This window comes from Sphingobacteriales bacterium (genome assembly GCA_016699615.1).
Taxonomy (GTDB): Bacteria; Bacteroidota; Bacteroidia; order Chitinophagales; family JADIYW01; genus JADJSS01.
The window spans coordinates 1877978-1903175 of sequence record CP064984.1; the positions used below are offsets into that span (position 1 = coordinate 1877978).

The window sequence follows — 25198 nt, forward strand, 5'->3', positions numbered from 1 at the left end:
CTTAAGAATTATAGAATATTCTAAAAAAAGTTTTAAAGTTAAATCTATACAGTACTAAAATTTTCTTTGCTACTTTTCCGACTTAATGCCAGATGAAAATGAGACTTCATGTTGTCTATTATTGTATCATCTATATTGTCGTCAAATTTACGTGCAAAGAGATGTTCACCAATATGCAAGAAATTAAAATCTTCATGAGTAAAGGTTTTTGGTCGTAGTTTGATTTCGCCATCTGGAATCCAAATAATCGCTCTTTTATCATCATCTATTAATACACCATCAAAAGAAGTATTCATTAAAACCGTTTGAAAAAATGATTCATCAGCAATCAATGTATTTTGGTAATATTTTTCAAAACGTTCCACTTCTTTGTTATGACAAAGAAATTCGCAACATGTTCTAGTAAGCATCATCCATTGTCCACCAATGTACGGAACTACATCTTTCATAAAAGCTCTAGTATGTGTAATTGCTGATATGCTATCGTCCAGTTCTTCAAAATGATTTTCAATTCTATTCATCGTTTCTGGTCGTGATAGCTGTTGATTGGCAATTTTTAGATAACTTTTTCCATTATTTTCTGAAAGAAACTGACTAATAATTTTTTGAGATTTTAAAGGATAATCCTGACCACTTAAGTTGATGAAATAATCCCATTCGCTATTTATTTCCAATAGATATTTCATGCCATCTAGTTCTGCCTGCACCATACTGTAGCCGCCCCAAATTACTTTTTCGCTTTGCATAACATATGCATTTGGGTATGGCTTCAAGAATAATCGAATTTCATTTTTCAGTTCATTTGAAGTCTTCTTGTCGATATGAATGAGATAGAAGTTTTCAGGAACATAAATTGCTTTAAACATTCTTTTAAACTGATTGGGTAATCGGTGTACTAAGATAAAGTAAGCGATTTTAATAGAGCTTGTTGTAGTAACTTCATTCGTAGGAATGTCGGACTCAAGCATTGGAAATGCATTTTTCATTTAATAAAATTTTGTATGAATAAGTGGAAATACACTCATTGCTACAAAGTGGCGTCCGTTTTATCCAAATATACAATAATTAATCGAATAAATATTATAAAAATACTGAACTCAGAAAAAAATGTATATCGAGATAGAAATTTAATGATTATAGTTGATTTACTAGAAAAATATTTGGAAAGAAATAGATTAATTTACTTGCATTTCTAATAAAGCTAATTTTCCTTTGTAATGTTTAGGCATTCCTTTAGTGTTATCTAAATCGATAGTTTCTATGTGTGTGAAGCCACATTTTTTATAATAATCTATTAGTTTAAGATTTTCGCCCCAAGTATCTATACGGATAAATTGTTTTCCATTTTCTTTACAATAAATTTTTGCCCAATCTATAATCTTTTGCATGATAGATTTTCCTCTAAAGTCATTATGTAATGCAATTCTATGAATATAAATAGAAGGTTGTTTGTCCTTTTCTTGCCAAAATAAAATGTCATTAAAATTTATAGAAAATACACAAATAGTTTGTTTATCAGCACTAATTTTCCAAAGTCGATTTTCTTCAATTTCTTTTTCTATTAAAGATTGTTCAAAGCCTTCCCATTGTTTTTCATAAACTGTCTTTTGAAATGAAGTTGCCATATCATACAACTGAAATATTGTAGCTAAATCATTACTATTTGCAGTTTCTATTTTCATGATAGATTTTTTGTAAAATAAGAATTCATGTTGAATGTAGGATTTATTTTTTTACTAATCTACTCAATGTTTCTCTTGATACACCTAAGTAATGTGCGATAGTAGATTTAGAAACTCTTTGAAATAAAGCTGGATATTGTTCTAATAAAAAATATTTCAAAAAATGTATATTGTATTTGAGCAATATTGGTGCAACATCATGAATAATATAGAATCTAGAAACTAGCTTGTCTTGTTAGGAAATGCATTGTTTTAAAATTTTTACTTTCTATTTATAAAGTCAAAAATATATTGGTACCAAATGAAATTAATTTGAAAATAAAAATACATGGTTGGCTACTATAGATAGTTTATGTAAATTTGCACACTTATAAAAAATATAAATATGAAAGTAATAATAACTGGCGCAACAGGAATGGTGGGCGAAGGTGTTCTGTTTGAATGTATTAATAATCCAAAAATTTCAAAGATTTTAATTGTTGGTAGAAAAAGTACGATACATCCAGTACAAAAGTAAAACAGTTAATAGTTCCTGATTTCTTGAAAATTAATGAATACAAAGAACAACTCAAAGGATATGATGCCTGTTTCTTTTGTGCAGGAATCAGTTCTGTAGGATTAAAAGAAAAAGAATATACAGTAATAACTTATGATACATCAATGATTTTTGCAAAAACATTGTTAGAGGTAAATCCAAATATAGTATTCAACTATGTTTCTGGAAGAAGTACGGATTCTACAGAAAAAGGAAATGTGATGTGGGCTAGAGTGAAAGGAAAAACAGAAAATGATTTAATGAAACTTGGTTTCAAAGCACAGCATAATTTTAGACCAGCATTAATGTTGCCTTTTGATGGACAAAAAAGTGTAAAGCCAATATTCAAATTAATGGCAAATATACTAAAATACATTATGCCAAAAGCAACACTTACACTTTCTCAAGTTGGACAAGCAATGATTAATGTAGTTGAAAATGGATATTCTAAGCAAATTTTAGAAGTTAATGATATTAGGATAGCTGCAAATGAAACGAACAAATAAAATAATTAAAAATATGATTTTGTCCACGTTAATTGTAATTGTAGTTTCTGCCACAGGCGGATATATCTACTTACGTCAAGAAAAATTTGGAGCATTACCCAAAGGCAAACGACTTGAGCAAATCAAAAATTCACCCAATTATAGAAATGGAAAATTTCATAACAAAGTAAAACTTCCCATGATTGCAGAAGGCTATAGCTTTTTTGACGTATTATGGACTTCCTTAACGAAAAAATTCCCACGAACAGAACCATCAGAAATTCTACCATCAATAAGAACAAATTTAAAAAAACTTCCAATAGACAAAAATTATCTTGTATGGTTTGGACATTCGTCATTTTTAATGCAAATAGATGGAATAAAAATTTTGGTAGATCCAGTTTTTAGTGGTAATGCCTCGCCAATTCCAGGTTCTGTAAAAGCATATAAAGGTGCTGATATCTATACTGTCGATGATATACCAGAAATTGATTATTTATTGATATCACACGACCATTATGACCATTTAGATTATGAAACTATAAAAAAACTCAATTCTAAAATAAAATATGTAGTATGTGGATTGGGCGTTGGTGCAAATTTTGAATATTGGGGATATTCTGCTGATAAAATTCTAGATAAAGATTGGGGCGATGAAATAAAAATAAATAATAACCTCTCAATTTTTGTTGAAAGCACACAACATAATTGCGCAAGAGGTTTGGCAAGAGATAAAGCACTTTGGGTTTCATATATTATCAAAACACCAACCATGCAATTATTTTATAGTGGCGATGGTGGATATGATAATAGATTTAATGAAATATATAAAAAATATGGAGTAATGGATTGGGCAATCATGGAATTTGGACAATACAATCCAGCTTGGGAATCAGTGCATGAATTGCCATATCAAGTAATAAAAGCTACAGAAGAATTACATGCAAAACAGATGGTGCCTGTACATCATTCTAAATTTACCTTAGCAAGACATCCTTGGGATGAACCGCTAAAATTAGCAACAGAATTATCTCAAAATAAAGAATATAAGCTAGCAACACCTATGATTGGAGAAGTACTTTGGCTAAATGATACAACACAACAATTTAAACAATGGTGGGACGGAATAGGTTAAGCTGAAAATTATGAACTCTAAATAAAAAAAATAAATATTAACTAATATATAGATTTAGGGTTTGAAGCTTTATCTCATTTTTCTTCTGCATTCAAAAAACAATTTGGAATAGCACCAACAGAGCTAGTTAGAAAATAGGATTATCAACGATAAAAAAATAAATTTATGAAAAGAAATATCTCAAAAGCATTCCAAGGAATTCCTGCAATAAAAGATAGCACCATAACATTATATCGTTCATTGCCTACTAATCAATTGGAATCATTAGGACCATTTGTGTTTGTAGATTATTACGAAACCAAAGGCAAAAAAGGCATTGGCGATACACCTCATCCTCATGCTGGAATTGAAGTCATCAGTTATTTATTTACTGGCGAAAGTGTACACAAAGATAGCCTCGGTAATGTTGATACACTAAGAGATGGCGATGCTCAATTTATTAAATCTGGTAAAGGAATTATTCATAAAGAAACACCACAGAGTTCTAGACGTGGCTTGCAACTTTGGACAAGTTTACCACCTGCACAAAAGTTTGATGAACCTGAATATTATTCTTATAAATCAGATACCATTCCAACATTTACAGTAAATGACAATGCTATAAAATTAGTAGCAGGTAGTTTAAATGGTCACCAAGGTATTTTGCCAACGGCAAGTCCAACGTTGTTAGCACATATTCATTTTAATAATTTCAATAAAGTGGTTTTAAACGTAGAGGAAAGCTGGGAACTTGGCATTTATATTATTAATGGCAAAGCTATTGTTGGTGAACAAGGTCCAATTAATATTGGCGACTTAGTATTGCTTAGCAATGGCGACGAAATAGAAGTAACTGCATATGGAGAGCTTCCTGTAGATATTGTTTTATTAGGTGGCGAGAAAATTGATTATCCATTATTTTTTGATGACCATTTGTGATGGATTCACAAGAAAATATTGGAAAAGCTTACGATAATTACCACTCAGGTAAAATGGGTTCTTTGGATAAATATTAAAAGATAGTGTAAATAGTTTTGGATACAACAATAATCTTTCAAAAACAAAAGCCAACCAAACATATTTGGAATTTAGAGCATCGTTTAATTGATACAACTACTTTGTTATTAGCATTTTTTTGAGTGTTTTCTTGCTCTCTTTTATAAATCCTTCCTTATCTTTTTTCAAAGCCTTAAGCTCATCTTTCCGTTCTGGTGGAATGTTATAATACTTATCCATCCAAATATTTATTTCTGCCATTATTGGTAACAAATCAATTCCCTTTTCTGTCAATTGGTAAAGAACTTTTGCCTTGCTTTCGGGATGTTGCAATTTTTCAATAATGCCATTTTCGGTCAAACCTTTTAGCCGAGAAGCTAAAATATTGGTGGCAATACCTTCATCCGATTTTTGAAAATCACCATAAGTACATTGGTTTTTCATCATTAAATCCCTAACGATAAGCAATGACCATTTATCACCCCAAATATCGAGTGAACCGCTAATTGGACAATCAGAACGTTTATTATTTTCTTCCATTTCAAAAAAATATTTTAAAAACACTTGCAAATTAAAAGTTGTTTTATAACTTTGTACTTGCAATTTGAAAGCAAAATTATAATTTATAACTTTTAAAAACAAATAAAAATGGAAAATTACACATATGCTACTGTACCTACGCAGTCTATAGAAGCAAACGGAATCACATTCGCTTATCGTTCTTATGGTAAAGAAGGTGAATTACCAATTATTTATTTTCAGCATTTAGCGGGTACGCTTGACAATGCAGATCCTCGGATTATGGACGGAATAGCAAAACATCATCAAATTATTTCTTTTGATTTAAGAGGAATTGGTGCAACAACAGGCGAAACACCTGATAGTATTTATGCTATGGCTGATGATGCTATTGCATTTATCGAAGCATTAGGTTTTGACAAAGTAAATGTTCTTGCGTTTTCTTTAGGTGGTTTTATAGCCCAAGAAGTATTAGTTAAAAAGCCTGAATTGATTAATAAAATAATTCTTGCAGGAACAGGTCCAAGAGGTGGCGAAGGCATTAGCGATGTAGTTTGGACAACTTATTGGGATATGGCAAAAGGCTTTTTCACTTTCCAAGACCCTAAAGTATTCTTATTTTTTAATCGTGATGAAATTGGAAAATTAGCTGCACATCAATTTATTGACCGCATCAATGAACGAAAAGAAAATCGTGATAAAGACATAAAAATTAATGCTTTTCAAACCCAATTAAAAGCAATCAAAAGTTGGGGGCACGATACACCAGCCGATTTATCAGTTTATAATCTTCCTGTTTTTGTAGTCAATGGCGATAATGATAGAATGGTACCAACACCTAATTCATACGACCTTGCAAAACGTTTTCCAAATGCGGAGTTGAAAATTTATGAAGATGCAGGACACGGTGGTATTTTTCAATACTACGAAGATTTTACAAGACGAGCATTAGATTTTTTCACTAAATAAATTATTTACCTATTGAAATAATTTCCCAATTTTAATCCTAACACTAAAAAATAATAAAAATGCAGTACCACAAAATTAAACTAACAGAGTTTGGAGATATAGATGTTTTAAAATATGTTACCGAAAACGAGCTTCCAGAACCTAAGGTAGGACAAGTGCGTGTAAAAGTATTGGCAACCAGTGCTGCCTATACTGATACATTAATTCGCAGAGGTATTTATCCCGATGTTCCAAAAAAAATGTTACCGCTTTCGCCAGGTTATGATATGGTGGGTGTTGTCGATAAATTAGGAAGTGGCGTAAACAATCTAAAAGTTGGTCAAAAAGTAGCTGAACTTACTGTAATTGGTGCTTATTCAGAATATATGATTTTGGAGGCTGATAAACTCGCCATTGTACCTGACGGTGTGGACGATGCGGACGCAGTAAGTTTAATACTTACTTATGTTACAGCCTATCAAATGTTACATCGTGTAGCCAAGGTAAAGAAGGGCGATGTTATTTTAATTCACGGTGCAGGTGGTGCTGTTGGTACTGCATTTTTGCAATTGGGTCAATTAATGGGATTGAAAATGTATGGCACCGCTTCAGCAAGCCAAAAAGCATACATTGAAAGTTTTGGAGGAATATTTATTGATTATAAAAACCAAGACTTTTTACAAGTTATAAAACAAAATGAACCGGGCGGAATAGATGCCGTCTTTGATCCTATGGGTGGCGATTATTTCCCTCGTTCCTTAAAGACTTTGAAAAAAGAGGGAACCTTAGTCGGTTTTGGTTTTCAAAATGCAGCAAGTGGAAAAGGTGGCAATAAATACATTGACTTCATCAAGATTATGATTTGGGATTTATTACCAACCAAACCCAATTCTAAATTTTATTTGATTGGCGATTGGCATAAAAAACAACACGAATTTTTTAAGCAAGACTTAGCTACGCTTTTCGAATTATTGAAACAGGGAAAAATAAATCCAAATGTATTCAAAAGAATGCCGCTAAAAGATGCCAAAGAAGCCCACCGAATGATTGAAAATGGAGAAGCAAAAGGAAAAATAGTTTTAGTGATGGAGTAATGGTGTTGTTTTTAAGTAACACTAATCAAATTCCTTATGGCTTTTTTAGAGGCGTTTAATTGAATTATTATGCCACAAATACACGAGTAAAATCATTCGGGAATTTGTGACACTTCAATACTAACTCAATCTTTCCCGATACTCTTTCGGTGTCATACCTATTAGTTTTTTTACATAATGTGTAAAGAATGAACGACTCGAAAAATTCATTTCATCGGCTATTTCCGAAATATTAAAGTTGTTATTCTGTAATAGTAAAACTATCCTATCTTTCGCACTTCGTTGAATCCATTCTGAAGCTGTTGTATTTGAATTTTGTTTACAAATAAAATTCAAATACTTAGCGGTTATGTGTAGTTGATCAGCATAAAATTGCACTTCCCGTTCCTGCATACAATGCACTAAAATTAAATTTTGAAAACGTTCGTACAAAGTCCCAGTTTGCACGGTTCGTTTTCTTCTTTGGTAAGCATTTGAGAAAATATTCCACATTTGAAATAAGAATAAATTCATTTCTAGTCGCAACACATCTTCATAAAAAAGATGTTTGCTTTCTAAATAACAATCGTTTAGCCGATTGAAATTTTTGAGCACCGTAACCTTGTCACTCGGCTTGTTCATTTTCTGAATAGGATTATCGCGAGAATACAGTTGAACGTCAATACTCCAGTTTCTGTCTGGTATATTATCCATTAAAAATTGCTTTTCTACCAACAAAACACTTGCTTCAAAATCCTTTGAAAATGAAATTTCCTTAACATCACTTTCTGCAAACCAAAATACAAAACCACCTTTTAAACATTCATATTTTCTGTCTTTAAATATAAATTCGAGTTTGCCTTTATGGCAGTAAATATGTGTTTGATAGAATGTTAGAAATTGCCTTGGCAAATCTTTTAATCTACCGACATCCATCAAGATAATTCGTTGCTTGCTTTCCATTTGAATTTAAATAATCATTGCGGTGCAAAATAGGTGATATTTGACATTATTATAGAAATATGTGTAACAAATGTAGCAAATTATCACTTTATCTTTGTAATAGAAAAATTTTAATGATGGAAACACAGAGCATAAACATATTTCAAAGGCTTTTAAATGGCGAAGCTGTTTCGTTTGGTGATAAAGATTATTTCCACATCGGAAATGCGTGTAACGAAACACGTAAGTTGTTAGTGCAATTGAACAGCGAAACAGATTTAGGAGAAATCAGGAAACTGTTAAGCCAAATTACAGGCTCTGAAATAGCAGATACTACAACCGTTTTCCCACCCTTTCAAATCAACTACGGAAAGAATACCAAAATCGGGAAGAATGTGTTTGTCAATTTCGATTGTACCATTCTCGATTTAGGAGGTGTTACCATTGAAGACAACGTAATGCTTGCCCCAAAAGTGAGTTTGCTTTCCGAAGGACACCCAGTTTCTCCCAAAGAACGTCAAACCTTGACAACAGGGAAAATTCACATCAAAAAAAATGCTTGGATTGGTGCTAATGCCACCATTTTACAAGGGGTTACTATTGGCGAAAATGTGGTTGTTGCAGCAGGAGCAGTCGTTTCTAAAGACGTTCCTGACAATGTCATTGTTGGCGGAATTCCTGCGAAAATTATTAAAGAAATTTAAAAATAATTTACAATGAAAACTCTACTTTTTACACTAATGAGTTTTTTGTGTTTGAGTATCTCGGCTTGTTCAAAAAATGATGGTAACTTAACTAATAATCCAACGGTAACAAACCCAACAGATAGCACCAATACATCAGAATCAATGAATTTAATAATCACCATCAATAACACGGCATTCACGGCGACATTACTAGATAATGCTTCTGCAAAAGCCTTTAAAGCACTCTTGCCCATGACGCTTACTATGAATGAGTTGAACAATAATGAAAAATATGCCGATTTGCCTAATAGTTTACCTACAAACGCAAGTAATCCGGGAATCATTCAAAATGGCGATTTAATGCTTTACGGCAACAATGTTTTGGTATTGTTTTACAAAACGTTTTCAACATCCTATTCCTACACCAAAATTGGGAAAATAGATAATACGGAGGGCTTAACAACTGCTTTAGGCACAGGCAATCCAACAGTAAAATTTGAATTAGAATAATCTTTAAAATAGTTTATAATGAAACATATAATCACAACCCTTGCATTGGTGTTCTTCTTTATGGGAACTACCTTTAGTCAGGCTCAACAATCAAAATCGAAAGAATCAAACAAAATGGAAAATATTGACCATTATACATTTCAACTCAATGAAAAAGTAACACGCAAAAAAGTAAACTTCAAAAACCGCTATGGTATTATTTTAGTTGGCGATTTGTACACCCCAAAAAATATAGGCGAACAAAAACTTCCCGCATTAGTGATATGCGGACCTTTCGGAACAGTAAAAGAACAATCATCAGGATTGTATGCCAACGAATTGGCAACAAGAGGATTTATAGTATTGGCTTTCGACCCTTCTTATACTGGAGAAAGCAGCGGGGAACCAAGAAACATTGCATCGCCCGACATTAGTACAGAAGATTTTAGTGCTGCCGTAGATTTTATTGGATTACAAAATGAAGTCGATAGAAATAAAATCGGAATTATCGGAATTTGTGGTTTTGGAGGTTTCGCCTTAAATGCTACCGCTGTAGATAAACGCGTAAAAGCCGTTGCTACTACCAGTATGTATGACATTTCACGTGTGAATGCCGAGGGCTATTTCGGTTCGATGACACCCGAACAACGCACAAAAATTCTGGAAGAAATGAGCTTGCAACGTTGGGAAGATGCAAAAAACGGTACACCAAAATATCCGGAAAATGGATTAGGGCAGACCAATGAAAAATCACCACAATTTGTAAGGGAATATTATGATTATTACAAAACAGATAGAGGTTTTCACGAACGTTCATTAAACTCCAATGGAGCTTGGACTGCCACTAATGCAATGTCCTTTATGAATATGCCATTGCTGACCTATATCAAAGAAATAGCACCAAGACCAATACTGTTAATTGCAGGCGAAAATGCACATTCACGATATATGAGCGAGGACACCTATAAAAACGCAACCGAGCCAAAGGAGCTACTGATTATTCCTAATGCTGTCCACGTAGATTTATACGATAAAATGAATAAAATTCCTTTTGATAAATTAGAATCTTTCTTTAAAGAGAATTTGAAGTAAAATTTAATACTTAAATATTGTCACTAATGCACGAATAAAAATAATTCATGTATTCGTGGCAAAATAAAAAATGAAAATTTAAATTTGAATACGGCTTCGCTATATAATTTTTAAACCTAAAAAAACTTACCTTATTCAAAATGAAATATTTCCTCACTTAATTTTGTTCATTTTTCTTAATATCTTTTTCTCAAGCTCAAAAAACATTGAAATACAGCGACCACGAATCGCCAAATGAAATGAGAACTTTGTTCTTGAAAAATGTTTTTTTCCTGCGATTGAAAAAGAGTCAAAAGGACGAATAAAGACCGATGCGTATTGGAATGGTGAACTTTCTATTTCTTATGATGCTTTAAAGAAAATTGGCGAAGGCGATACGATTGATATAACAACAATTGTTCCAGAATATGCAGCAAAAGAGTTGCCTCGTCTGCAAATTTTTAAAAGTTTTTTGGTAGGACCAAGTGGCAAAAAACAAGTATCATTCTTTAGAAAAATGTTTGAAACAGTTCCTGAATTCACAACAGAACTTCAGCAAAACAATGTGGTTCCGATATTTCTTTCCACAGGATATGGCGTTGGTTTTTTCAGTAAAAATCAAATCGACTCACTATCGGATTTAAAAAATAAAACTTGGCGAACTGCAAGTTTTTGGCATAGAGATTATCTTAAAAAATTTGGTTCCATACCTGTTTCAATTCCCTGGGGACCAGAAGTATATAAAGCATTTGAAGAAAACAGATTAGATGGTTTAATGGTAAACATAGATGGTGCTTATCAATTAAAAGTGTATGAACAAGCTCCGTATCTTCTGACATCAAAAAAGCTCTGGTTAGGACATCTTTATATTGTATCCATCAACAAAAATATTTGGGAAAGGTTAGAGCAAATAGATAAAGATGCCATACTAAGAGCTGCTGCGAAGTCCTATAAAAAATTGGGCAAAATAATGGATGAAAGCTACAAGGAACAATTAGTAAAATTGGCAGAAAAAGGTGTAAAATATAGAGTACTTTCAAAGAAAGAAGTAAAGGATTTTGAGAACAATATTCAATACAATTTGATACAACAAGATTGGATAAAAGAACAAGAATTAAAAAGTGTAAATGATTTGAATAGCATTTTAGAAAAAATGAAAAACATGTTAAGAAAATAGTTGAAATTAGACGCTAACAATTTTGTAAGCTATTTATATTTTCCACGAATATACAAATTTAATTCAATCAAATAGTTGAGCTTATTCAATTTTATATTCTTTTACCAATTCAAAATAGGCTGCGTTTCTTTTTGAATTATAGGTATCAAAAATTAACAGTATTAATACTAATAAAATAAACGCAATAGAAAATCCTTTCCAATAGTAGCTTTTTGTAAATACAGTTATCCAAATAAGTATAGTTGTGATAGTAGCAAATGCAATAAAAGCATAACGAAAGGTAACGTTCATTACCTTTTCCATTCTTATAATTTCTGATTCTTTCAATACAAGTTCTGTTTCCGATTGTCTTGTTGATAATTGTGCAATCTTTTGATTGTTGAATTTTAAAGCAGAGAAACCACCTACGACTAAAATAATACCAACGATAAACAAACCTGTGCCAAAACCTTTTGATATGGGATTTTCAAAAAATTTCAACCAAAGTAAAAGTCCAACTAATAGAAAAATGATTCCTATTGAAACAAAATAAGGTACTCCTAATTTCTCTCCATTATAATATTGATAGATATGTTGTAACATGGTTATATTTTTTTAGTTTCAAATTTAATTAATTTGCTTCAAATACACCTATGATTTTTATTAATACATTCGTGTCATTATTATATTAAATCAATCAGATAAAAATAACTTATTTATATTTGAAATAAGAAAGCAACAAATGAATAATGATAACAACAAAATATTTTTAGTTACTGGTGGCACATCTGGCGTAGGAAAAGCAACTGCCATTAGCTTAGTGCAACAAAATAATAAAGTTGTTATTATTGGTCGCAATGCACAAAATTGCGAAGCAACAATAGAAGAAATTGCACGACGAACAGGCAACAATAAAACAGAATATTTATTGGCAGATTTATCCTTAAAAACTTCTGTAAAAAAGGTTGCTGAAGATTTTAAAAACAAATACGACAATTTACATGTACTAGCCAATTGCGTAGGTGCTATGTTTTCAGAAATGCAATTTACTACCGAAAATATAGAAAGCAGTTTTGCTATCAACTACATGAGTCATTTTTGGCTAACCACCAACTTGTTAGATATTTTAAAAGCTAATCATCCTGCTCGCATTATTACCATTGGTGGCAATGCGCTATTTTTAAAAAATGCCAAATTAGATTTCGACAACCTACAATACACCAATAATTTCAATGGATTAAAAGCAGCAGCAAATGCCATGTATGCTAGATTATTTTTCACATTAGAATTAGCAAAAAGATTAGAAGGCACTAAGCTTACTGCTAATATCTTTAACTCTGGTCCAATTAAATCTAATCTAATGGCAAATGCACCATGGTATTTAAAAATAGCAACAAAATTATTCAAACCATCCGAAAAAGATGTTTGCGATATTGCAAGTTATTTAGCAACAACACATGAAGTAGAAAATGTATCTGGTTTATTTTTTAAAGAAGATAAAAAGATGATTTCATTTAACGAAAAATTGGACAGTAACATTGGAAATAGATTATGGGAAATGAGTGAGCAGTTATAAATTTGAACTGCTGAGCAAAATAAATTGAACTTGTAAGCAAAATCTATTAAAACAACACACCATAACTTTGTACTATTAAAAATAAAAAAAAATGGAAACAAAAGTTATTTTAATCACAGGAGCATCTTCTGGAATTGGCAGAGAAACAGCTATCTATTTAGCAAAAAACAACTATAAAGTATATGGCGTTGCTCGTCGTGTAGATAAGTTGGAAGAATTAAATAAGTTAGGTATTCAAACTATAGCAATGGATGTTACAGATGAAGCATCCATAAAAAATACTATTGATACTATCATCCAAAAAGAAGGAAAAATAGATGTTTTAGTAAACAACGCAGGTTATGGCGAATATGGTGCATTTGAAGATGTTTCAATAGAAAATGCGAAATACCAAATGGAAGTAAACGTATTTGGTTTGGCAAGAATTACGCAATTAGTTTTGCCTTATATGCGACAACAAAAAAGTGGTAGCATTATAAATGTATCTTCGGTTGGCGGAAAAGTTTCTAATCCTATGGGAAGTTGGTACCACGCAAGTAAATTTGCAGTAGAAGCATTAAGCGATAGCCTTCGCTTAGAAGTAAAACCATTTGGCATTAACGTAGTAGTGATAGAACCAGGTGGCATAAAAAGCGAATGGGGCAGCATTGCTTTTAGTAAAATGGTAGAAGCTTCTAAAGATTCTGCTTATTCAGAATATGCTAATAAAATGTACAACTTTGTAAAAAATATGGAGCAAAACAACAGCGCACCAGAGCCAATAGTTATTGCTGAATTAATTAAAAAAGCGATAGAATCAAAAATCCAAAAGCACGTTACGTAAAGGTGCTATGGCAAAACCAATACTTTTTATGAAATGGTTGTTAAGCGATGCCATGTTTGATAAATTAATCATGAATACATTCTATAAATAATTTGAGATGATGATTCAAAATAATCAAAGTTTTCTCGTAAGCAATATCTTGTTTAGTTGTGATAAAGCCAAAAAATATTCTGATGAGCAAGTTGTTCCTTACCATGTTTTAGGATATATAGTTTCTGGTAAATTAGAAATGAATTTTTCCAATACTAAGATTATTGCAGAAGTTGGCGATATTGCACTTATCAGAAAAAATGAATTGGTAAAAGTATTGAAAATTCCAGCTGAAAATGGACAACCATTCAAAGCCATCAATATTATTTTTAGCGATGAAATTTTGCGCAATTATGCATTGGCTCAAAAAATTTCTGTACAAGAAAAATACACAGGAGAACCAATTATAGATTTAAGTAATAATCGTTTTATCAGAGCATTTTGGAATTCTTTATTTCCTTATTTCGATGAGCCTAATAAGTTCAGCGAAAAAATGGCAGACATCAAAACCAATGAAGCTATTGAATTATTATTATCCAGCAATCCTGATATAAAAAATATTTTGTTTGATTTGAGTGAACCATATAAAATAGATTTGGAAAAATATATGGTTACAAATTTCACCTTCAATATTTCTATTGCAGAATTTGCGAGATTAACAGGACGCAGTATCTCAACTTTTAAAAGAGATTTTAAAAAAGTATTCGATGACACGCCAGAAAAATGGCTACTCAACAAACGATTAGAAGAAGCAAAATTTTTACTTCAAGAAAAAAATCAAAAACCTACAGAAGTATATTATCATGTAGGCTTCGAAAATTTTTCTCATTTTTCTAAAGCATTTAAAAATAGATTTGGTACAAATGCATCAAAATTTGGTTAGACAGATAAATAACATCATTCGTAGAATAACTTACCATAAAAAATGTAAATTTATTTGTAACATAAAATAATGAAAAACATTGCAGAAAGAATAATTACATTCAACAAGCAAATTAAAATTGATTTAGATACTTCTGAAATATATGTCTTAGGAAAGAAAAATGAAGATTTTATTACAAAAATAAATTCTGAAATTAAGCTATTTGATAGAATATGTATCTTAGAACATCCAAGGTATATTCAGCAGTATAAATCAAAAGAAAAACAATTGTATATTGATAAATATATTCTAACATTTGAAGGCAAATTATAATGCAAGAAAAACAGAAAACAATATATACTATTGGCCATTCAATACATAGCATTGAGCAATTTCTTGCCATGCTAAAATCTTTTGGTATAATGATGTTAGTAGATATTAGAAGTCTGCCTGGTTCACGAAAATTTCCGCAATTCGATAAAGAAAACTTACAAATTATTTTACCAGAAAATGACATTCAGTACCTTCATCTATTAAGTTTAGGTGGAAGACAGAAAGTAAAAAAAGATTCTAAAAATACAAGATGGCGCAATGATTCTTTTAGAGGATATGCTGACTATATGGAAACCGATAATTTTAAAAATGCAATTATAGAATTAGAACAAATTGCACAACAACAAGCTACTGCATATATGTGTGCTGAGGTACTTTGGTGGCGTTGTCATCGTTCTATGGTTTCCGATTATCTAAAAACTAAAGGCTGGACAGTTTTACATATTATGAGCGTTGCAAAATCAGAAGAACATCGTTATACTGCTCCAGCCAGAATTGTAGATAGCGATGTAGTTTATTATGATGAAAATTTATTCGATTCTAAAAATATTAAATAACTAAAAATGAATACAGAAATCACAAACAACTTAAATAACGAAAGAGAAATTCGTACAATAATTGACCTTTACGCAAATTATGCAGATACAAAACAAACAGATAAACAGGTAGCATTATTTGCTGATGATTATAAAATTGAAATTTACTATGATTCAACTTCTGATACACCAATACAGACAATAATAGGTAAAGAAAATTTAAAACAATTGTTTATAGATAGTTTATCGCCATTTCCTAAAACAATGCATTTTAATGGACAAAGCCTTATTGATATTAATTCTGATACCGAAGCTGAAGGAATTGTCTATTGTAGAGCATATCATTATAGCAAAATCGATGATACAGAAAAACTTATGATTGCACCAATTAGATATGAAGATATATACAAAAAAATAGATAATAAATGGTATTTCTTGAATAGAAAACTAAAAGTACAATGGATAGAAAACAGATAAATATATTCATGATACATGAGTCATTAATAAAAATATAATATCTGTTGAGTATTTCTATTTTATTGCTTTAAATAGATAATTTACCAAAGTAAATTTTATTTTCTTTAATTTTTAAAAATATCTAATGATTTGTTTTTTGAATTCAAAAATTGTTTTATATTTGCACTCGCTTTTAAGCAAAGCACGGTTCGGTAGTTCAGTTGGTTAGAATACATGCCTGTCACGCATGGGGTCGCGGGTTCGAGTCCCGTCCGGACCGCCAAAATTTGGAAACGCAGCAATTTTTGTTGCGTTTTTTTATTTAATAATTTACACCAATAAAAAAACATCTAAATTATTCATTTTGAATATGTTTTGAGCGTAGTTAATTTATTTCCTATATTTTTTACATAAAAATTTATGGATTTTTTGATTTTTTACGTCATTATACTGATGAGAGATGATTTATTATATGCGCTAGCACTGTACCAAACTGCAAACATAGGAACAAAGATTACACAGCAATTATTAACACACTTTGGTACTTTACCCAAAATATTCGAGGCATCATTCCAAAAATTGATACATGTAAAAGGATTTGCTGAAAAGTCTGCAACTGACTTTTTGAAAAATAAAACAGAAGCATTAAAAAGAGCAGAGAAAGAGATAAAGTTTATTGAGAAAAATAATATAGATGTCCTATTTTTTGATGACAATGAATATCCTACAAGGTTAAAAGAATGTCACGATGCGCCTTTTTTATTGTTTAGTAAAGGAGTTTATGATTTTAATACGCATAAAGTATTAAGTGTAGTTGGAACTAGGCATGCTACAGAATATGGTAGAAAAATTACCAATCAAATTATTGAAGAACTTGCAGCATTGGATGTATGTATTGTAAGTGGTTTGGCACTTGGAATAGATAGCGTTGCACACCAAAGTGCTGTAAAATATGAACTTCAAAATATTGCAGTATTAGGACATGGTTTAGATATTATCTATCCAAGTGTGAATAAAAATTTGGCAAATAAAATAATAGAAAATGGTGCTTTGCTTACAGATTTTTTTTCAGAAACCTTGCCCAATAAGCAACATTTTCCACGTAGAAATAGAATTGTAGCAGGTATGGCTGATGCTGTGTTGGTAGTAGAATCAGCAGAAAAAGGTGGCGCTTTGATTACAGCAGAAATTGCAAATTCTTATAATAAAGAAGTATTTGCAGTGCCAGGAAATATTGATAACACATATTCTGTTGGATGCAATGCGATAATCAAACAAAATAAAGCGCAATTAGTTACAAATGCAACAGATATTATTACATTATTAAATTGGGATATTGACTTTAAAAAACCAACTGAACATAAACAAACACAGTTGTTTATACAATTAAATGATGATGAAGAAAGTATATATCAACTTATACAAACACATAAAAAAATACATATTGATACAATACTGTCTAATATAAATAAAAGCATTAGTTATGTATCTAATATTTTACTACAATTAGAGCTAAAAGACTTAATAAAACCATTACCAGGAAAACATTATACCACAGTATAATTTTTTTAATACAATAGGAATCAAAATTTCTATATATTTATACGATATATTTTGATAGTATGATTGCAATAATTCCAGTAGCAGGCATTGGCACACAGCTGAGACCACATACATATTCTCAACCTAAGTCTTTAATTCCGGTTGCAGGAAAACCAATTTTAGGATACATTATAGAGCAATTAAAAGCAGTAAATATTAATGATTTTGTATTTGTGATTGGATATTTAGGCGAGAAAATTAAAGAATATGTCGAAGCAAATTATCCTGATATAAATAAAAAATATGTAGTACAAGAAAGTAGAGAAGGTTTGGGACAGGCAATTTGGCTTACAAAAAATAGCATTCCAAAAGATAGTGAAGTTATTATTGTACTTGGCGATACAATAATTGATGCTAACATAAATACAATCTTAGAATCAGAGAATTCTGTTTTGGCAGTAAAAAGAGTAGAAGATCCACGCAAATTTGGTGTAGCACAGATAGATGAAAGCAATAGAATAATTCAAGTAGCAGAGAAACCAAAAATACCAAAGAGCAATATGGCGTTGGTAGGTTTGTACAAGATAAAAGAATATGCAAGTTTGATAAGTGTATTAGAAGAAAATATTAAACAAAAAAATAAATCAAACAACGAATATTTGCTTACAGATGGCATACAACAACTAATAGCTAAGCATAATGTAGTTTTTGAAGCATTTAAAGTAGATAATTGGTATGATTGCGGACAAAAAGAAGTATTACTTCAAACGAATGCACTTTTGCTAAAACGCAACAAGAAAAAGAGTGTAAAAAATCTAAAAAATGTACATAATACAATTATTGTAGAACCAGTGATTATTGGAAAAGACACAATAATATCAGATTCAATTATTGGGCCAAATGTAACAATTGGAAATAATGCCGTAATTAGAAATAGCATTATCAAAGATTCGATAATTGGAGACTATACCAATTTGAAAAGTATTATGTTACATCAATCATTAATAGGAAATGATACAGACATAAAAGGCGCATCACAGTGTTTAAATATTGGAGATAATACAGAATTAGATTTGAGATAATATGTTTGCTGTAATAGATATTGAAACCACAGGCGGAAATCCAAGTGCAGAAAAAATAATTGAAATAGCAATTCTAATTTTTGATGGGAATAAAATTATACAAGAATATAGCACATTAGTTAATCCAGAAAAAACAATAAGTCCATTTATCTCAACATTTACAGGTATTACCAATCATATGGTAAAAGATGCACCAAAGTTTGAAGAAATTGCACAAACAGTTTTAGAAATTACGCATGGTCATATTTTTGTAGCACACAATGTAAAGTTTGATTATAATTTTATAAAACATGAGTTTAAACAAATAGATATAGAATATTCTCGAAGAACTTTAGATACAGTTTTGTTGAGTAGAAAAACATTTCCTCAATTTCGCTCACATAGTCTAGGAAATATTTGTAGAGATTTAGGTATTTCTATAGACAATAGGCATCGTGCGCTTGGAGATGCAAAGGCAACTGTAGAATTGCTCAAAAAAATAATAGCACAGTATAATGATAATTTTTTAGAAGAAGTAGTTCAAGACGATATAAAGAAACTCAATCTTCCACCAAATTTATCGCCAAAAGCAATAGAAAATTTATCAGAAGAAGCTGGCGTTATTTTTTTTCTAAATCAACAAAACGATATAATTGCTGTACATGCAGCAAAAAATATTAAAGAGTATCTATTTAAAATGTACAAGGAAAAATCTTTCGATAGATATAAAAAATTATTACACCAAGAAACACATGATATAAGTTTTGAAATAACAGGAAACGATTTGTTGGCAAATCTCTTGACAGAAAATTACATTCAAAAACATATACCTAGATACAATAAAGTACAAAAGCATTATAGTTTTAATGTTGGAATGTATATTGATATAGACGAAGAAGGTTATTATAAATTGTCTGTTAAAGTATTAGATGAAGAAGAAGAACCAATCATAAAATTTACATCAAAACTGAAAGCCGAACGTATGCTCAATCAAATTTTAAATGCATCACGATTAGGACCAATTTTTAAGAAAATAGATTCGAGATTTCATTACAATCAAAGATTAGAAGAAATATTAGCAAAATACAAATACCCACATCAACGATTTTTTATTTTTCTACATGGAAGAAGTGGACAAGAAAAATGTGCCATAAATATTGTGGATGGCAATCTAATCGGATATACCTTTTTCGAGCCTAGTTATATACAAAATGTTGAGGAATTAGTAGATTCTTTAAGACCTATTCAAGAATATAGCAATACCAAAAAAGATATAATTACTTACATTAGAAAGCAAGAAAAATATATACAGATTGTCCCTTATTAATACCCACTATCTTTAGAAAATTTGCTTCTAGCAGCACGCATCAAAAGCCAAATTATTCTAAATTGCATTAAAACTATCATCACTAAAACAGAAATAAAACTGATGAGCGTCAAGTTTTTTATCCAAAGTAATGAGTCTACACTAAGGTTGCTAGCGAGTGGAAAGCTTATATTTGGATTGAAATTAATAGAATAATCATCAATATTCTCAATATATAAATTGAATTCTCTTAATATAAAATAGGCGAATGGTAAGTTGAGTAATAATAGTAATATCTTAGCAAAAATGTTATTGAAAAAAAATGAAGTAGTAGGATACATTATCCATTTTAGATAAACAATGGCAACTACCAAACTAAAATATAAAGTATAAAAATAGGTTACGTCTATTTTATTTTGAACAGAAAATAAGATTATATAAGCAATAATTCCAGCCATTATAAACCACAGAATATCTAAAGCAAAAGTGTATTTGAAATTTTTAAACATAATCAGGTTTATAATTTATATTATCTGTTTTCAAAAATACAAGAAAAATCATATCTTCAAGCTAATTTTATGCAAAGTAAGAACATATATCAATTATTTAACCAGCAAAAAAAACAAATTGCAGTATTAATTGATCCTGATAAAGCACAACGCAATAATATTTTTTCTTTTATTAGTAATATAGATGAGTATGTAGACTACTATTTTGTTGGTGGTAGCTTACTATCTGAGCAAAATACAGAAAAAACTATACTCGAAATAAAAAAACACACAGCAAAGCCAATAGTTATTTTTCCAGGAAATGGCATGCAAATTTCTACACACGCTGATGCAATTTTATTATTAAGTTTAATATCAGGCAGAAATCCAGAATTACTAATTGGACACCATGTGCAATATGCATCTATACTACAACAAAGCAACTTAGAAATTATTCCAACAGGATATCTTTTAATTGATGGTGGCATTACAACTACTGTAAGTTATATGAGCAATACAACACCAATACCACAACATAAACCAGAAATTGCGGCACTAACAGCTTTGGCAGGCACACAGTTAGGTTTGTCTTGTATGTATTTAGAAGCAGGAAGTGGTGCTTTAGTTCCAGTATCTACAGATACAATAGCAACAGTAAAGTCGCAAATAAATGTTCCATTAATTGTTGGTGGAGGCATTAGAAATAAAGCACAAATACAAGCTGCATTTGATGCAGGCGCAGATATTGTAGTAATAGGCACTGCAATAGAAGAAGGCAAAAACTTATTTGCTTAGAATAGATGCAAATTTATCAGAAACACAATTAATTATGTATATTTAATATCTAAACGATGTGTCTTAGAAAACGTAATTAATCAAAAATAAATATGAAAAAAATAATAAGATTAATTTTTATTCTATTGCTAATAATTGCAGTTGCATTTATGGCATTAATCAAAAAAGATATTCCTGTTGAAGAACTGATTCCAAAGTACACCAACCAAAATTCTCAGTTTATAGATATTGATGGAATGAAAGTACATTATAGAATTGAAGGAGATGGAAAACCTATTGTTTTGATACATGGCACTGGCTCGTGCTTGCAAACTTGGGATATTTGGACAGACTCTTTGAAAAAGAATTTTAAAGTAATTAGAGTAGATATGCCTGGCTTTGGACTTACTGACCACGACCAGACAAGGATTATAGTATACAATCTTATGTAGATTTCTTAAACAAGTTTATGACTAATATACATGTCGATACCTTTGTAATTGCTGGAAATTCACTTGGTGGACAGATAGCTTGGAATTATGCCCACACATTTCCGCAAAAAATATCAAAAATGATTTTAATTGATGCAGCTGGTTTTATGGATAAAAATAATGGAAGCAAATCATTAGTATTTAGCTTGGCAAAAGAAAAGTGGATAGCAAATTCTTTAAAAAAACTAGATACAAAATTAATGGTCAACAATACATTAAAAGAAGTGTATTTTGATGATTCGAAAATAAACGAACAAACCAAGCAAATGTACTATGATATGAGCATGAGAACAGGAAACAGACAAGCATTTATTGATAGAGTACAAACGATAAAAACAGATATATCAAAAGATTTATCTGTTTTGCAAATTCCTACTTTAATACTTTGGGGAAATGAAGACGTATTGATAAATGTGGCAATGGTAGATTCATTTAAAGTCATTTCAGATAATAAAATAATTATATATGATAAGGTAGGTCATTCTCCACAAGAAGAAATTCCAACACGCTCTGTGCAAGATGCCTTAGTGTTTATAAATAATTAGACTTACAAAACTGGTACAAAATTTGTATATTTGTTACACAAAATTGAATTATGCATAAAAAATACTTATTTTTTGGACTAATTGCACTAAGCAAAATCACAATGGCAGAACAAACTGTGACAAAATCTGATATTCAGACTACAGCAGATAATATTGCTATCCAATTACAAATTCCAAAGGAACAAAGAAGTAATTTTACAACAGAGTATACGAATAAAAGTATCGCATTGCAAGATGTAATGCAACAAAATATCTCTGCACAAGACAAAGCAACAAAAGCAAAAGTAATACTAAATCAGAGTAATCAAAATTTAAAACAAAGCACACCATCAACGCAGATATCGAAATATAATTCGTATTTTAATAAAAATACAACATTAACTGCAAGTGTAACAAATACAAAGACACCTACATCTAAAAGTAATACGACTACATCTACAAATACGTCTACTCCAAATACATACACTAAAAACGCTGAGTATAATAAATTGCCTGCAGACCATCAAGAAGTTGTAGATAATATGGCAATACAATTAGCTTTGGATAATAACCAATTTCAAAAAATATCTAAAGATTATCTTTCTTTCTTCAATGGTACAGAAAGTATCGCAAAAAGTGCTTCGGGAAATATCCTAAAAGCAAAAAAAGACTTTGATGTATTGGTAGATAAGACAAATACTAGTGTAAAAGCTTACTTGAGTGATGAACAATACAATCAATTTACAACATTACTAAAATCTGGAAAATTAGGAAAAGATACTACACCAAGAGTTGGTACTAGCAATCAAGCACAACTGTAAACTCAAATACGAACACAACAACTTCGGTTAATAATAATGCGAATTTATCTCAAATAAAATCAGCAAACACATTAGCAGAATTGAAAAAATCATTAGGATTAACTGATGCGCAATACACAAAAGCATTGGCTATTGCTAAAAAATACGATGCAGAAATTGCAGCAATTGCTACATCGTATCCAAATAATATTGACCAACAAAAAGCAGCTCTAGACAAAAGAACTCCATTATATGTTAATCAATTTAAGTCAGCACTTACAGCAACACAAGCAAATACATTTTTTGGCGTATTAGTAGCTCAAGTAAATATCCTTACAGGTAAAAATATAACTCCAGAATATCAAGCATTGATTAATACAATGAAAACAAAATACGGTATGAGTGATGTACAAGTAATGCAAACAATGGTTGTGCTTACAGAAGCAAAAGTAAAATCCGATGCTAACAGTAACTTAAATAAAAATAATGCAACAGTACAAAAGCAAGAAAGTGACAAAATTGTTGCAGAAATTGATAGTAAACTAAAAGGTATATTAACAGCAGATCAATACAGCAAAGTTAAAACGGATATTATCAGTGCTATAAACAAGAAATAATCATTGATTCTATGAACTTGGGATAAATGCGTATCAAGAATGATACGCATTTTTTATTTATCAAACTTTAATTAGTACTTTTGTATATGATTGAAACCAATCCAGAATATATAGAACGAGCAGTGCTTATTGCAATTATTAGAGACAACCAAACCGTACACTTAATAGATGAATATTTAGATGAGTTGGCATTTTTAGCAGAAACTGCTGGCGCAGTTACCGTAAAAAGATTTACACAAAAATTACAACATCCAGATGTAAGATATTTTGTAGGTTCAGGAAAATTAGAAGAAATAAAAATATATAATGAACTTGAAGAGGTAAACACAGTAATTATTGATGATGAAATTTCTCCTGCACAACAGCGAAATTTAGAAGCAGAACTTAAATGCAAAATTATTGATAGAACAGGTTTGATATTAGATATTTTTGCACAAAGAGCCAAAACTGCACAAGCGAGAACACAAGTAGAATTGGCACAGTTACAATATCTTTTACCAAGACTAAAAGGACTTTGGACACACCTAGAAAGACAACGTGGAGGTATTGGAATGCGTGGTCCAGGTGAAAAAGAAATAGAAACAGATAGAAGGGTAATTCATGATAAAATTGCAAAACTAAAATTAGATTTATCTATACTTGATAAGCAAGAAGAAACTCGAAGAAAAACAAGAGGAGAGTTGATACGCGTAGCATTAGTTGGATATACCAACGTAGGAAAATCTACCATAATGAATGCAATGAGCAAAAGTGATGTGCTTGCAGAAAATAAACTTTTTGCAACATTAGACACTACAGTACGCAAAGTTGTGATTGATAATATTCCATTTTTATTGAGTGATACTGTTGGTTTTATTAGAAAATTGCCACACCATCTAATTGAAAGTTTTAAATCTACACTTGATGAAGCAAAAGAATCAGATATTATAATACATGTTGTAGATGCATCGCACGATAATTTTAGAGACCACATTAATGTAGTAAATGAAACGCTAACAGAATTGGGCGTAACGGAGCAACCAAGATTAATTGTTTTTAATAAAATGGATTTGTACAGACAAAAACATTTTGATAAATATTTACCAGAAGATATCAAGAAAGAGCTGTCTGAAGAATTTGAAAAAAATATGACAAGTGCAATGAACACAAATTGTGTTTTTGTTGCAGCTACCGAAAAAGAAAGAATGGATGATTTTAGAAATACATTGGTGTTAATGGTTCAGGATATGTATCATAAACGTTATCCATATAAAAGTAATTTCTATTGAGAAGTTTATTAATAT

The 25198-nt window shown here is 30.7% G+C and carries 28 protein-coding genes, 1 tRNA gene and 3 pseudogenes; 25 read left to right on the forward strand and 7 right to left on the reverse strand.

Annotated features, from left to right (window positions below; genetic code table 11):
- Positions 1 to 44: 44 nt before the first annotated feature.
- The 3 genes and pseudogenes from IPK18_08895 to IPK18_08905 form a co-directional block, all read right to left on the reverse strand.
- Positions 45 to 968 carry a glycosyl transferase gene (locus IPK18_08895; GenBank protein ID QQR99319.1) on the reverse strand — a complete coding sequence of 308 codons (924 nt, stop codon included), beginning with the start codon at positions 966 to 968 and terminating at the stop codon, positions 45 to 47.
- Between the two features lie 207 nt (positions 969 to 1175).
- Positions 1176 to 1682, reverse strand: a complete 507-nt coding sequence (locus tag IPK18_08900; protein ID QQR97014.1) for a GNAT family N-acetyltransferase — start codon at positions 1680 to 1682, stop codon at positions 1176 to 1178.
- A gap of 43 nt (positions 1683 to 1725) precedes the next feature.
- Positions 1726 to 1830: pseudogene (locus tag IPK18_08905) on the reverse strand (Crp/Fnr family transcriptional regulator).
- Positions 1831 to 2067: 237 nt separating this feature from the next.
- Between IPK18_08905 and IPK18_08910 the strand changes: the two are divergent.
- The 3 genes and pseudogenes from IPK18_08910 to IPK18_08920 all read left to right on the forward strand — a co-directional run bounded on the left by IPK18_08910 (position 2068) and on the right by IPK18_08920 (position 4755).
- Positions 2068 to 2723 (forward strand): annotated as a pseudogene (locus tag IPK18_08910) (hypothetical protein).
- Positions 2724 to 2736: 13 nt separating this feature from the next.
- Positions 2737 to 3837 (forward strand): MBL fold metallo-hydrolase, encoded by a 1101-nt coding sequence (locus tag IPK18_08915; protein QQR97015.1) that lies wholly within the window; start codon positions 2737 to 2739, stop codon positions 3835 to 3837.
- A 165-nt stretch (positions 3838 to 4002) separates the two neighbouring features.
- Positions 4003 to 4755: a pirin family protein gene (locus IPK18_08920; GenBank protein ID QQR97016.1), complete on the forward strand. Its 753-nt coding sequence runs from the start codon at positions 4003 to 4005 to the stop codon at positions 4753 to 4755.
- Positions 4756 to 4929: 174 nt separating this feature from the next.
- On the opposite strand, the gene IPK18_08925 is transcribed toward IPK18_08920, so the two are convergent.
- Positions 4930 to 5352 carry a helix-turn-helix transcriptional regulator gene (locus IPK18_08925; GenBank protein QQR99320.1) on the reverse strand — a complete coding sequence of 141 codons (423 nt, stop codon included), beginning with the start codon at positions 5350 to 5352 and terminating at the stop codon, positions 4930 to 4932.
- A 108-nt stretch (positions 5353 to 5460) separates the two neighbouring features.
- Between IPK18_08925 and IPK18_08930 the strand changes: the two genes are divergently transcribed.
- Positions 5461 to 6300 (forward strand): alpha/beta hydrolase, encoded by an 840-nt coding sequence (locus IPK18_08930; GenBank protein ID QQR97017.1) that lies wholly within the window; start codon positions 5461 to 5463, stop codon positions 6298 to 6300.
- A gap of 59 nt (positions 6301 to 6359) precedes the next feature.
- Complete coding sequence (locus IPK18_08935) at positions 6360 to 7373, forward strand: zinc-binding dehydrogenase (GenBank protein QQR97018.1); 1014 nt, start codon at positions 6360 to 6362, stop codon at positions 7371 to 7373.
- A gap of 120 nt (positions 7374 to 7493) precedes the next feature.
- Here the strand turns inward: IPK18_08935 and IPK18_08940 are convergent, their stop codons facing one another.
- Positions 7494 to 8315, reverse strand: a complete 822-nt coding sequence (locus IPK18_08940) for a helix-turn-helix transcriptional regulator (protein QQR97019.1) — start codon at positions 8313 to 8315, stop codon at positions 7494 to 7496.
- A 116-nt stretch (positions 8316 to 8431) separates the two neighbouring features.
- Between IPK18_08940 and IPK18_08945 the strand changes: the two genes are divergently transcribed.
- From IPK18_08945 to dctP, 4 genes are all read left to right on the forward strand, one after another.
- Positions 8432 to 8998, forward strand: coding sequence for a sugar O-acetyltransferase (locus IPK18_08945; GenBank protein QQR99321.1), 567 nt, complete (start codon positions 8432 to 8434; stop codon positions 8996 to 8998).
- A 12-nt stretch (positions 8999 to 9010) separates the two neighbouring features.
- A complete protein-coding gene (locus IPK18_08950) occupies positions 9011 to 9490 on the forward strand; it encodes a hypothetical protein (GenBank protein ID QQR97020.1) in 480 nt (159 codons plus the stop codon).
- An 18-nt stretch (positions 9491 to 9508) separates the two neighbouring features.
- A complete protein-coding gene (locus tag IPK18_08955) occupies positions 9509 to 10561 on the forward strand; it encodes an alpha/beta hydrolase (protein QQR97021.1) in 1053 nt (350 codons plus the stop codon).
- 277 nt (positions 10562 to 10838) lie between these two features.
- Positions 10839 to 11717 (forward strand): TRAP transporter substrate-binding protein DctP, encoded by an 879-nt coding sequence (gene dctP / locus IPK18_08960; GenBank protein ID QQR99322.1) that lies wholly within the window; start codon positions 10839 to 10841, stop codon positions 11715 to 11717.
- Positions 11718 to 11798: 81 nt separating this feature from the next.
- Here the strand turns inward: dctP and IPK18_08965 are convergent, their stop codons facing one another.
- A complete protein-coding gene (locus IPK18_08965; protein ID QQR97022.1) occupies positions 11799 to 12299 on the reverse strand; it encodes a hypothetical protein in 501 nt (166 codons plus the stop codon).
- A gap of 139 nt (positions 12300 to 12438) precedes the next feature.
- Between IPK18_08965 and IPK18_08970 the strand changes: the two genes are divergently transcribed.
- The 10 genes and pseudogenes from IPK18_08970 (at position 12439) to IPK18_09015 (ending at position 20242) form a co-directional block, all read left to right on the forward strand.
- Positions 12439 to 13272 (forward strand): SDR family NAD(P)-dependent oxidoreductase, encoded by an 834-nt coding sequence (locus IPK18_08970; protein ID QQR97023.1) that lies wholly within the window; start codon positions 12439 to 12441, stop codon positions 13270 to 13272.
- Between the two features lie 91 nt (positions 13273 to 13363).
- Positions 13364 to 14186: pseudogene (locus IPK18_08975) on the forward strand (SDR family NAD(P)-dependent oxidoreductase).
- 48 nt (positions 14187 to 14234) lie between these two features.
- On the forward strand, positions 14235 to 15008 hold the full coding sequence (locus IPK18_08980; protein ID QQR97024.1) for a helix-turn-helix transcriptional regulator: 774 nt from the start codon (positions 14235 to 14237) through the stop codon (positions 15006 to 15008).
- Positions 15009 to 15077: 69 nt separating this feature from the next.
- Complete coding sequence (locus IPK18_08985) at positions 15078 to 15320, forward strand: DUF4918 family protein (GenBank protein ID QQR97025.1); 243 nt, start codon at positions 15078 to 15080, stop codon at positions 15318 to 15320.
- A complete protein-coding gene (locus IPK18_08990; GenBank protein ID QQR97026.1) occupies positions 15320 to 15877 on the forward strand; it encodes a DUF488 domain-containing protein in 558 nt (185 codons plus the stop codon). Before IPK18_08985 ends, IPK18_08990 begins: the two co-directional genes overlap by 1 nt.
- Positions 15878 to 15883: 6 nt before the next feature.
- Entirely contained in the window at positions 15884 to 16333 is a 450-nt protein-coding gene (locus IPK18_08995) for a nuclear transport factor 2 family protein (GenBank protein QQR97027.1), read from the forward strand.
- A gap of 185 nt (positions 16334 to 16518) precedes the next feature.
- Positions 16519 to 16595: transfer RNA gene (locus IPK18_09000), tRNA-Asp, on the forward strand.
- A gap of 170 nt (positions 16596 to 16765) precedes the next feature.
- Positions 16766 to 17875 carry a DNA-protecting protein DprA gene (dprA, locus tag IPK18_09005; GenBank protein ID QQR97028.1) on the forward strand — a complete coding sequence of 370 codons (1110 nt, stop codon included), beginning with the start codon at positions 16766 to 16768 and terminating at the stop codon, positions 17873 to 17875.
- Between the two features lie 59 nt (positions 17876 to 17934).
- The gene (locus IPK18_09010; protein QQR97029.1) at positions 17935 to 18936 is read left to right on the forward strand and encodes an NTP transferase domain-containing protein; all 1002 of its coding nucleotides are present in this window, start codon (positions 17935 to 17937) and stop codon (positions 18934 to 18936) included.
- 1 nt (position 18937) lies between these two features.
- Positions 18938 to 20242: a ribonuclease H-like domain-containing protein gene (locus IPK18_09015; GenBank protein QQR97030.1), complete on the forward strand. Its 1305-nt coding sequence runs from the start codon at positions 18938 to 18940 to the stop codon at positions 20240 to 20242.
- Here the strand turns inward: IPK18_09015 and IPK18_09020 are convergent.
- Positions 20239 to 20730, reverse strand: a complete 492-nt coding sequence (locus tag IPK18_09020) for a hypothetical protein (protein QQR97031.1) — start codon at positions 20728 to 20730, stop codon at positions 20239 to 20241. The genes IPK18_09015 and IPK18_09020 overlap by 4 nt on opposite strands.
- Before the next feature lie 69 nt (positions 20731 to 20799).
- Here IPK18_09020 and IPK18_09025 point away from each other — a divergent pair, with 69 nt between their 5' ends.
- The 6 genes from IPK18_09025 (at position 20800) to hflX (ending at position 25183) form a co-directional block, all read left to right on the forward strand.
- Positions 20800 to 21504 carry a geranylgeranylglyceryl/heptaprenylglyceryl phosphate synthase gene (locus IPK18_09025; protein ID QQR97032.1) on the forward strand — a complete coding sequence of 235 codons (705 nt, stop codon included), beginning with the start codon at positions 20800 to 20802 and terminating at the stop codon, positions 21502 to 21504.
- Between the two features lie 92 nt (positions 21505 to 21596).
- A complete protein-coding gene (locus tag IPK18_09030) occupies positions 21597 to 21935 on the forward strand; it encodes an alpha/beta hydrolase (protein QQR97033.1) in 339 nt (112 codons plus the stop codon).
- Positions 21936 to 21952: 17 nt separating this feature from the next.
- A complete protein-coding gene (locus IPK18_09035) occupies positions 21953 to 22519 on the forward strand; it encodes an alpha/beta hydrolase (protein ID QQR97034.1) in 567 nt (188 codons plus the stop codon).
- 50 nt (positions 22520 to 22569) lie between these two features.
- Complete coding sequence (locus tag IPK18_09040; GenBank protein ID QQR97035.1) at positions 22570 to 23319, forward strand: hypothetical protein; 750 nt, start codon at positions 22570 to 22572, stop codon at positions 23317 to 23319.
- Between the two features lie 80 nt (positions 23320 to 23399).
- On the forward strand, positions 23400 to 23915 hold the full coding sequence (locus IPK18_09045; protein ID QQR97036.1) for a hypothetical protein: 516 nt from the start codon (positions 23400 to 23402) through the stop codon (positions 23913 to 23915).
- An 86-nt stretch (positions 23916 to 24001) separates the two neighbouring features.
- Entirely contained in the window at positions 24002 to 25183 is a 1182-nt protein-coding gene (hflX, locus tag IPK18_09050) for a GTPase HflX (protein QQR97037.1), read from the forward strand.
- The last annotated feature ends 15 nt before the right edge of the window (positions 25184 to 25198 follow it).

Bases quoted from the DNA above. Each gene is read 5' to 3' on its own strand.
- IPK18_08895 (QQR99319.1), bottom strand. From the start codon at position 968: ATGCTTGAGTCCGACATTCCTACGAATGAAGTTACTACAACAAGCTCT.
- IPK18_08900 (QQR97014.1), bottom strand. From the start codon at position 1,682: ATGAAAATAGAAACTGCAAATAGTAATGATTTAGCTACAATATTTCAG.
- IPK18_08915 (QQR97015.1), top strand. From the start codon at position 2,737: ATGATTTTGTCCACGTTAATTGTAATTGTAGTTTCTGCCACAGGCGGA.
- IPK18_08920 (QQR97016.1), top strand. From the start codon at position 4,003: ATGAAAAGAAATATCTCAAAAGCATTCCAAGGAATTCCTGCAATAAAA.
- IPK18_08925 (QQR99320.1), bottom strand. From the start codon at position 5,352: ATGGAAGAAAATAATAAACGTTCTGATTGTCCAATTAGCGGTTCACTC.
- IPK18_08930 (QQR97017.1), top strand. From the start codon at position 5,461: ATGGAAAATTACACATATGCTACTGTACCTACGCAGTCTATAGAAGCA.
- IPK18_08935 (QQR97018.1), top strand. From the start codon at position 6,360: ATGCAGTACCACAAAATTAAACTAACAGAGTTTGGAGATATAGATGTT.
- IPK18_08940 (QQR97019.1), bottom strand. From the start codon at position 8,315: ATGGAAAGCAAGCAACGAATTATCTTGATGGATGTCGGTAGATTAAAA.
- IPK18_08945 (QQR99321.1), top strand. From the start codon at position 8,432: ATGGAAACACAGAGCATAAACATATTTCAAAGGCTTTTAAATGGCGAA.
- IPK18_08950 (QQR97020.1), top strand. From the start codon at position 9,011: ATGAAAACTCTACTTTTTACACTAATGAGTTTTTTGTGTTTGAGTATC.
- IPK18_08955 (QQR97021.1), top strand. From the start codon at position 9,509: ATGAAACATATAATCACAACCCTTGCATTGGTGTTCTTCTTTATGGGA.
- IPK18_08965 (QQR97022.1), bottom strand. From the start codon at position 12,299: ATGTTACAACATATCTATCAATATTATAATGGAGAGAAATTAGGAGTA.
- IPK18_08970 (QQR97023.1), top strand. From the start codon at position 12,439: ATGAATAATGATAACAACAAAATATTTTTAGTTACTGGTGGCACATCT.
- IPK18_08985 (QQR97025.1), top strand. From the start codon at position 15,078: ATGAAAAACATTGCAGAAAGAATAATTACATTCAACAAGCAAATTAAA.
- IPK18_08990 (QQR97026.1), top strand. From the start codon at position 15,320: ATGCAAGAAAAACAGAAAACAATATATACTATTGGCCATTCAATACAT.
- IPK18_08995 (QQR97027.1), top strand. From the start codon at position 15,884: ATGAATACAGAAATCACAAACAACTTAAATAACGAAAGAGAAATTCGT.
- dprA (QQR97028.1), top strand. From the start codon at position 16,766: ATGAGAGATGATTTATTATATGCGCTAGCACTGTACCAAACTGCAAAC.
- IPK18_09010 (QQR97029.1), top strand. From the start codon at position 17,935: ATGATTGCAATAATTCCAGTAGCAGGCATTGGCACACAGCTGAGACCA.
- IPK18_09015 (QQR97030.1), top strand. From the start codon at position 18,938: ATGTTTGCTGTAATAGATATTGAAACCACAGGCGGAAATCCAAGTGCA.
- IPK18_09020 (QQR97031.1), bottom strand. From the start codon at position 20,730: ATGTTTAAAAATTTCAAATACACTTTTGCTTTAGATATTCTGTGGTTT.
- IPK18_09025 (QQR97032.1), top strand. From the start codon at position 20,800: ATGCAAAGTAAGAACATATATCAATTATTTAACCAGCAAAAAAAACAA.
- IPK18_09030 (QQR97033.1), top strand. From the start codon at position 21,597: ATGAAAAAAATAATAAGATTAATTTTTATTCTATTGCTAATAATTGCA.
- IPK18_09035 (QQR97034.1), top strand. From the start codon at position 21,953: ATGACTAATATACATGTCGATACCTTTGTAATTGCTGGAAATTCACTT.
- IPK18_09040 (QQR97035.1), top strand. From the start codon at position 22,570: ATGCATAAAAAATACTTATTTTTTGGACTAATTGCACTAAGCAAAATC.
- hflX (QQR97037.1), top strand. From the start codon at position 24,002: ATGATTGAAACCAATCCAGAATATATAGAACGAGCAGTGCTTATTGCA.